This window comes from Nonomuraea sp. NPDC050786 (assembly GCF_040654115.1).
Lineage (GTDB): Bacteria > Actinomycetota > Actinomycetes > Streptosporangiales > Streptosporangiaceae > Nonomuraea.
In genome coordinates, this window is sequence record NZ_JBFAHJ010000006.1 from 358722 (window position 1) to 367352 (window position 8631).

Sequence of the window (8631 nt, forward strand, 5' to 3'; positions counted from 1 at the left end):
TCAGTTCTGACATAGTCTGCGGAGAGGGGAACGGCCGTGCGCGGCTTGATCGGTGTCATGGGGTTCGTGATGGCGCTGGCCGCGTGCGGGAGCGGGGGCGGCACGGGGGCGGTCCCCGCTCCGAGCAGCCCGGCCGTCCCCAGCGCCTCGGTGAGCACCCCGCCGCCCACCGGCCCGGACGTCTCGGGGTGCTACCACCAGAACGACGGCAAGATCTTCACCTACGACGGCGACATGCCCGGGATCATCGGAGGCGCGGGCTCCGTCGGCGTGGTCATCACGTACGAGCGCCGCGGCACCGTGTGCTCCTGGCGCCCGCTCTTCGACCGCCTGACCTCCCGCTACCGCGTGCTCGTCTACACCCGCTCCGCGCAGTCCCTCCCCGAGGACACCGCGGTCGCCATGGCCCGGCGCCTGCTCAAGGAGCGGGGCGTCAAGCGGGTCTTCCTGGTCGGCGGTTCGATCGGCGCCACCACCGCGGTCCCCGCGGCACTCAGGCTCGGCCCCGAGGCGGCCGGCGTCGTGGCCCTCTCAGGCCGGATCAGCGAGGAGAACGCCGGCAGGCTGACCGTGCCGCTCCTCCAGATCGGCTCGGCGAACGACGGCTACGGCGGCGCCGGCGACCTGGCGAAGGCGCACGACGCCGCCGCCAGATCCCCGGACAACGAGCTGCTGGTCATCCCGGGGGAGAGCCTGCACGCCTCGGCCCTGCTGGCGAGCCCTCACGCGCAGCAGGTGCTCGACAGGATCGATGCCTTCATGGCGCGGCACAAGGGCTGATCTCGACCAGGTTGTCGTGGAAGCCGGGGCCCCTGCCCATGTCCCCGTCCCGCTCCGCCACGACCGCGTTCGGGTTGGCGCCGCCCGGGGTGAGCTTCGGCCAGCGGCCCTTCGGCGAGGCCACCACGCCGGGCGCCACCCGGTCGCTGATCTCCACGTCCGCCAGGAACTCCCCGCCGTCGTTGTGCACGCGTACCCGCTGCCCGCCCACCAGGCCGCGCGCCGCCGCGTCGGCCGGGTTGACCAGCACCACGGGGTCCTTGGCGCGCCGCCGCAGCTCCGGGTTGTTGCCGAAGGTGGTGTTGAGGAACGTGTGCGAGGCGGGCGTCACCAGGGCCAGCGGGTACGGCGAGCGCCCCCGCTCCCGGGTCGTGTGGGACGGCGTGTACGCCTTGCCCGCGGGCGGGAAGCGCAGCTTGCCGGACGGCGTCGGGAAGCCCTCGGCGAACGGCGCGAAGGGCTGGGGATAGTTCATCCGCACCCAGCCCTCCTTGCGCAGCCGGTCGAGCGTGACGCCCTCCAGCGACGGGTGCCCGCTGGAGAGCAGCTGCTCGGCCAGCTCCAGGTCCGAGTCGAACAGCGACGGCTCGGTCATCCCCATGTGCGCCGCCAGCCGCCGGAACGTCTCCGTCGTGGACAGGCACTCGCCGGGCGGCGGCACGGCGGGCTCGTTCCACAGCAGGTAGAGGTGCCCGTACCCGGCGTGCAGGTCGTGGTGCTCGGTCTGCATGGTCGCGGGCAGCACGATGTCGGCGTAGTCCACGGTGTCGGTCGGGAACTGCTCCATGACCACCGTGAACAGGTCCTCGCGGGCGAGCTGCCGCCGGATCGCGTTCGCGTCGGGGCTCGAGCCCGCCGGGTTGGCCGCGTACACCCACAGGCACTTCACGTCGTCGAGCTGCGAGGCGATCTTGGTCATGACCAGCGTGCGGACCGGCTTGGCCAGCAGGTCGTCGCGCATGTCGATGTCGAAGTGGACATGGCCGCTGGTCGAGTACGCCACGCCGCCGCCGGGGTGGCGCCAGTCGCCGGTGACGCCCGGGATCGCCCCGATCGTCCGCAGCGCGGTGCCTCCGCCCTCGTGGCGCTGGAGGCCCATGGTGGCGCGGATGGCGGTGGGGCGGGTGTGCGCGAGGCGCATCCCCAGGCTGTGGACGGCCTCGGCGGGGATGCCGGTGATTTCGGCCACAGTCTCGACCGGATATCTGAGGATCTCCTGGCGGAAGTCCTCCCAGCCCTGCGTGTGCTCGGCCAGGAACTCCTCGTCCTGCGCGTTCTCCGCCAGCACGACGTTGAGCAGCCCGAGCGCGAGCGCCGCGTCCGTGCCCGGCCTGATCGCCAGGTACTCGTCGGCCTGGTCGGCCGTCCTGGTGCGGATCGGGTCGATGGCCACGACGTGCGCGCCGTTCGCCCGCGCGTCCTGGATGAACTTCCACAGGTGGTGGCCGCTGGTCAGCGTGTTCGTGCCCCAGAGCAGGATCAGCCTGGCCAGCGCGAAGTTCTCCGGGTCCATGCCGGCCGCGGTGCCGTTCGTACGGGCCAGGCCGCTGCTGCCGGCCGCCGAGCAGATGTTGAGCCAGTGCTTGGAGGCGCCCAGCACGTTCCAGAACCGCCGCCCGGCCACGCCCTCGCAGCCCTGCAGGTAGCCGAGCGTGCCCGTGCCCAGATAGGGCCAGATGGCCTCGCCGCCGTGCTCCTCGACGATGGCGCGCAGCCGTACGGAGATCTCGTCGAGCGCCTCTTCCCAGGTGATGCGCTCGAACTGGCCGGAACCCTTGGGCCCCGTACGGCGCAGCGGGTAGAGGATGCGGTCGTCCGCCTGGGTGTGCTCCAGGTAGCGGTTGACCTTCACGCAGAGCGCGCCTCTGGTGTAGGGCTGGTCGGGGTTGCCGCGTAGTTTGACGGCCTTGCCGTCCTCCACTGTGACGATCCAGGAGCAGGTATCCGGGCAGTCCAACGGACACGCCCCCAAAACTCTCAGTTCACGCGACATGGCTCACAGACTACGTTCTGCAAATGCGTGTAGCCTGCCCGGTGCGACGACTACGGGGACGATTTAGCAGACTGGAATTCTGGAGATCGTACGGTCGGGCCGGGAAGGTGCAGAATCTCTGTCGGTGGCCGAAATCAGGGAACGAGATGACGCGGAGGACCTCGCGGAGGGGGATCCAGCCGTGGCTGAGTCACGCGCGGAAAGCGACGTCTACGTCGTAGAGCCGCTGCTGCCCCAGCGCCTACGCCGTCCCTCCGACCTGCTGCGCTTCTTCGCCACGGTGATCGTGCTCGGCGCGGCCGTCCTGCTCATGCTGGTCGCCAAGCAGACGCTCATCGGCCTGGAGCAGGACGTCAAGGAGGGCGCGCAACTGGTGCCCCTGCTCAGCAGGGTCGCCGCCTTCCTGGGCGGCGCAGCCGTGCTCATCGTGCCCGCGGCGTTCGCGGTCGAGCGGGTCTTCCACCGCGACGGCCTGCGCGTCGCGGAAGGGCTGATCGCCGCGATCGTCGGCATGGCCGGATCGTTCCTGCTCGGGCAGTGGCTCGTCGCGGGCAACGCCGACGACCTGCGCGTGCTGCTGACCGGCGACAGGACGATCGAGCCGCTGAACACGCTGCTCACCTCGGTCGTCGCGTACGCCACCGCCGTCCGCATCTCGCGCCGGCCCACCTGGCGCATGCTGATGTGGACCACGATCGCGCTCTACATCCTCGCGTTCTTCTCCGGCAGGCAGATCACGCTGCCCAGCGCCATCGTCACCGTGCTGGTCGGCATGGCCATCGGCTACGCCACCCTCTACGGCGTCGGCAGCCCCAACACCAGGCCGCCGGGGAGCGCCGTGGTGGCCGCGCTGCGCAAGCTGGAGTTCACGGTGGTCTCGGCCCGCCGCATCGAGGACGACCACCAGGGCAGCCGCCGCTACGCCATCGGGCTCAAGGACGGCGCCAACCTCGACGTCACCGTGCTCGACCGCGACCGGCAGGTGGCCGGGCTGCCGTACCGGCTGTGGCGGCGCATCAGGCTCCACTCCGAGACCAGGCGCAGGGCCATCAGGTCGCTCCGTGCCGAGCTCGAGCGCGAGGCGCTCATGGCGTACGCGGCCCAGGCGGCCGGCGCGAGCACGCCCCGGCTCCTCGGCACCAGCGAGATCGGCACCGAGGCCGCGCTGCTCGCGTACGAGCACCTCGAGACGCGCCCGCTCGACGAGGTGCCCGACGAGCAGATCGACGACGACCTGCTGGCCCAGATCTGGGAGCAGGTCGAGCTCCTGCACGTTCAGCGCCTGGCGCACCGGCGGCTCACCGGCGACAGCATCCACCTCGACCGGGCGGGGCGCGTCGTGCTGACCGACGCCCGCAGCGGCGAGATCGCCGCCGGAGACCTGCTGCTCAGGCTCGACGTCGCCCAGCTCCTCACCTACCTGGCGCTGCGGGTCGGCCCCGAGCGCTCGGTGCGGGCCGCGGCGGCGGTCATGGGGCCGGACACCCTGGCCGCCGCCATGCCGCTGCTCCAGCAGATCGCGCTGACCCGGGAGACGCGCTCGGCCCTGTCGAAGGCCAAGCACGTGCTGCCCGGCATCCGCGAGCAGATCGTCGCGCTCAAGCCGCAGGCCAAGGTCGAGGAGGTACGCCTCGAGCGGTTCAGGCCGCGCACCCTGGTCACGATCATCGCCAGCACGCTGGCCGCCTACTTCCTGCTCTCCCAGCTCAGCCAGGTCAACGTCTACCAGGTGGTCACCACGGCCAACTGGGCCTGGTCGGGGCTCGCGCTGGTCGCCTCGTTCACCAGCTTCGTGGCCGCCGCGCTGATGCTGAGGGGGTTCGTGCCCGAGTACCTGCCGCTGTGGCGCACGGTGCTCGTGCAGTTCGCCTCCTCGTTCGTCAAGCTCGTCACGCCCGCGGCCGTGGGCGGCGTCGCCATCAACACCCGCTACCTGCAGAAGCGCGGCATCCCGCCGGCCAGCGCGGTGGCGAGCGTGGGGGCCTCGCAGCTCATCATGCTGGTCTTCCACATCGCGCTGCTGCTGCTGTTCGCCTACATCACCGGCTCCAACACCAACACCTCGTTCACGCCGTCGCGCGGGCTCGTCGGGGTGCTGCTGGCGGTGGCGGTGCTGGTCGTGATCGTGCTCGGCGTGCCGCCGCTGCGCAGGATGGTCACCTCGCGGATGCGCAGGCTCTTCTCGAACGTGCTGCCGCGGCTCCTCGACGTGCTGCAGTCGCCGCGCAAGATGGTCGAGGCGTGCACGGGCACGCTCATGATCACCATCGCGTTCGTGGTCTGCCTGGACGCCTGTGTGGCGGCCTTCGGCGGTGACCTCAGCTTCACCGCCGTGGCCGTCGTCTACCTCACGGCCAACGCGATCGGCTCGGCCGCACCCACACCCGGCGGGCTGGGCGCGGTCGAGGGCGCGCTCGTGCTGGGGCTGACCGTGGCGGGCCTGCCGGCCGAGCTGGCCACCTCGGCCGTGCTGCTGCACCGGCTCTTCACGTTCTGGCTCCCGGTGCTGCCCGGCTGGGCCTCCTTCACCTACCTCCAGCGGCACGAAGCGCTGTGATTTTCTCGATGGCCTGAAGTTCGTCCTCCGTGAAGGCGGGGCCGTCCACGCAGGCGACGTTGTCCTCGAGCTGCTTCACGCTGCTCGCCCCGATCAGCGTGCTCGTCACCCGCGGGTCCTTCAGCGTCCACGACAGCGCCATCTGGGCCAGCGTCTGCCCCCGGCCCTTCGCGATCTCGTTGAGGTCGCGCGCCAGCTCGCGGTTGATCCGGTCCTCGCTCAGGAACCGGCTCGTGGCCGCCCGCGAGTCGGCCGGCACGCCGTCGAGGTAGCGGTCGGTCAGCAGGCCCTGTGCCAGCGGCGAGAACACGATGCAGCCCATGCCCGCCTCCTCCACCGCGTCCAGCAGGCCGTCCTCGATCCACCGGTTGATCATCGAGTAGGACGGCTGGTGGATGAGCAGCGGCGTGCCCAGCTCGCGCATGATCCGCGCGGCCTGGGCGGTCTGCTCGGCCGAGTAGCTGGAGATGCCCGCGTAGAGCGCCTTGCCCGAGCGTACGGCCCGGTCGAGCGCCCCCATGGTCTCCTCGAGCGGCGTCTCCGGGTCGGGGCGGTGGCTGTAGAAGATGTCGACGTACTCCAGGCCCATGCGCTGAAGTGACTGGTCGAGGCTGGCCAGGAGGTATTTGCGCGAGCCCCACTCGCCGTACGGGCCCGGCCACATGTCGTACCCGGCCTTGGTGGAGATGATCAGCTCATCCCGATAGTGCGCGAAATCCTCGCGCAGGATGCGCCCGAAGTTCTGCTCCGCCGAGCCGTACGGGACGCCGTAGTTGTTGGCCAGGTCGAAGTGGGTCACCCCGAGATCGAACGCGCGCCGCAGGATCGCCCGGGAGTTCTCGATCGGCCGGTTGTCGCCGAAGTTGTGCCACAGGCCCAGGGACACCGCGGGCAACTTCAGCCCGCTGCGGCCGCTGCGGTTGTACGGCTGCCGCTCGTAACGCCGCTCGTCTGCCTGGTAGGTCATGAGGTGCCCCTTTCGATGATCCACGACAGCGCGAAGGCCTCCTCGCGCCAGGCGTCGTAGCGCCCGCTGCGTCCGCCGTGCCCGGCGCCCATCTCCGTCTTGAGCAGGAACGGCCCGCCGCTCGCCGTCGCGCGGAGCCTGGCGATCCACTTCGCCGGCTCGTGGTACATCACGCGGGTGTCGTTCAGGCTGGTGATCGCCAGGATCGGCGGGTACGCCCGGCCGTCCACGTTCTCGTACGGCGTGTAGCTCTTCATGTAGGCGTAGACGTCGGGGTCGTGGAGCGGGTCGCCCCACTCGTCCCATTCGATCACGGTGAGCGGGAGCGAGGGATCGAGGATGGTGTTCAACGCGTCGACGAACGGCACCTCTGCCACCACGCCCGCGAACTCCTCCGGCGCGAGGTTCGTCACGGCGCCCATCAGCAGGCCGCCCGCGGAGCCGCCCCTGGCGATGATCCGCTCGCTCCATCCGGTCGCCTTCAGGTGCCTCGCCACGGCCACGAAGTCGGTGAACGTGTTGCGCTTCCTGGTGAGCTTGCCCTCCTCGTACCAGCGGCGGCCCATCTCGCCGCCGCCCCTGACGTGCGCGACGGCGAAGACGAACCCGCGGTCGAGCAGCGAGAGCCTCGGGACCGAGAAGGCGGGGTCGATGGAGGTCTCGTAGCTTCCGTACCCGTACAGCACGGTCGGGGCGGGCTTGGCGGCGTCCTTGCGCTTCACGATGGACACGGGGATCCTCGTGCCGTCCTCGGCCGTGGCCCACTCCCTGAACTGCTCGTAGTCAGCGGGGTCGAAGCCGCCCAGCACCGGGCGCCGCTTGAGCAGGATCAGCTCGTGCGTGTCGAGCTCGTAGTCGTACACGCTGGGCGGGGTGACCATGCTCGTGTACGCCAGCCTGAGCCTGGTGGTGGTGAACTCCGGGTTGCCCGCGGGGCCGACGTCGTAGAGCGGCTCGGGGAAGTCGATCTCGTACGCGTTCCGCTCGGCGGCCTCGATCCGCCCACGCCAGTCCTGCGCGTCGGGATGGTTCGGATAGGGGAGGATCCGCAGACCGGTCAGCCCGTCGCGGCGGAAGTGCACGACGGCGTGGTCGGAGAACGCGTCGATCTCCAGGAGCCGGGTGTCGTCGCGGTGGGCGATCAGCGGGGTCCAGGTGGCGGGGTCGTCGAGCGGCGCGGTGGCCAGCTCGAAGTTCTCGGCGTTCTCGTTGTGGAGCACGTAGAAGAAGTCGCCCGCGTGCTCGACGCCGTACTCGACGCCCGTCTTCCTGGGGCGCACCACCGTGAACTCACCCGTGGGGTCGGTGGCGTCGAGAAGGCGCACCTCGCTGGTGATCTTGCTGCCCGCGCCGAGCACCAGGTACTTCTCGCTCCGCGTGAGCCCGATGCCGACCCAGTAACGCTCGTCGGTCTCCTCGTAGACCAGCACGTCCTCCTCGGTGCCGAGGGTGTGCCGGTAGACCTGGAACGGGCGCCAGGCGTCGTCCACGCGCGTGTAGAAGAACGTCGAGCCGTCGGCCGACCAGCAGCCCCCGTAGAAGATGTCCGTGATCTCGTCGGGGAGCACCTCGCCCGTCTCGAGATTCTTGAACCTGAGCGTGAAGCGCTCGTCGCCCTTGTAGTCGGTCGCGTAGGCCAGCATCGTGCCGTCCGGAGTGACGGCGCTGGTGCCGATCGAGAAGAACGGGCTGTCGCCGGCGAGCTCGTTGCCGTCCAGGATCACCTGCTCGCGGTCGAGCCGCACGCCTGGGGTGATCTCCGGGGGCGCGTCGCCCTCCGCGGGGACACGGCACGAGACGGAGTACTGCTTGCCCTCCTCCGTACGCGAGAAGTACCACCAGGCGCCCTTGCGGCTGGGGACGGAGAGATCCGTTTCCTGCGTGCGGCCCTTGATCTCCTGGAACACCTCCTCCTGGAGATCGGAGAGGTGAGCGGTGTGCTGTTTGAGGAATTCGTTCTCGGCCTCCAGATAGGCGGTGGTATCTGGATCTTCCTTGTTGCTCAGCCAGGCGTACTCGTCTATGACGGTGTCACCGTGATGGGTGCGCTTCGTCGGGATCTTCTTCGCCACTGGCGGCGTGTTGCTGCTCACGTGGGGAGTCTATGTTCGGTCGTGATCGATCTGTGTCCGTGGAACACGGCGAACCGGCTCGAGAGCTCGGGAGCGCTGCTAATCTTGAAGAGCCGACGCGGTACGGCGCAACCCTTCTTCTCCTCCTCACTTCGGTGGATGTACGCATCACTCCGGAGGGGCTGGTAAGTTAGAGGGGTTGTCCCGGAAGCGGGGCGCGGATTAATTCCAGCAGGTCGAGCAAGTCGGGTCAATTTGACAG

5 protein-coding genes are annotated in these 8631 nt (G+C 69.8%); 2 read left to right on the forward strand and 3 right to left on the reverse strand.

Annotated elements, in window-relative coordinates:
* The first annotated feature begins 36 nt into the window (after positions 1-36).
* Positions 37-780: a hypothetical protein gene (locus AB0H84_RS15530; protein ID WP_357603731.1), complete on the forward strand. Its 744-nt coding sequence runs from the start codon at positions 37-39 to the stop codon at positions 778-780.
* On the opposite strand, the gene AB0H84_RS15535 is transcribed toward AB0H84_RS15530, so the two are convergent.
* Positions 758-2773: a molybdopterin oxidoreductase family protein gene (locus AB0H84_RS15535; protein WP_357603733.1), complete on the reverse strand. Its 2016-nt coding sequence runs from the start codon at positions 2771-2773 to the stop codon at positions 758-760. The two genes, AB0H84_RS15530 and AB0H84_RS15535, sit on opposite strands and share 23 nt — an antisense overlap.
* A 181-nt stretch (positions 2774-2954) precedes the next feature.
* On the opposite strand from AB0H84_RS15535, the gene AB0H84_RS15540 reads away from it, so the two are divergent.
* Positions 2955-5330, forward strand: a complete 2376-nt coding sequence (locus AB0H84_RS15540) for a lysylphosphatidylglycerol synthase transmembrane domain-containing protein (RefSeq protein WP_357603735.1) — start codon at positions 2955-2957, stop codon at positions 5328-5330.
* Here the strand turns inward: AB0H84_RS15540 and mgrA are convergent.
* Positions 5299-6297: an L-glyceraldehyde 3-phosphate reductase gene (gene mgrA, locus AB0H84_RS15545; protein ID WP_357603737.1), complete on the reverse strand. Its 999-nt coding sequence runs from the start codon at positions 6295-6297 to the stop codon at positions 5299-5301. The genes AB0H84_RS15540 and mgrA overlap by 32 nt on opposite strands.
* The gene (locus AB0H84_RS15550; protein ID WP_357603739.1) at positions 6294-8390 is read right to left on the reverse strand and encodes a S9 family peptidase; all 2097 of its coding nucleotides are present in this window, start codon (positions 8388-8390) and stop codon (positions 6294-6296) included. The genes mgrA and AB0H84_RS15550 overlap by 4 nt, the downstream gene beginning before the upstream one ends.
* Positions 8391-8631: the final 241 nt, after the last annotated feature.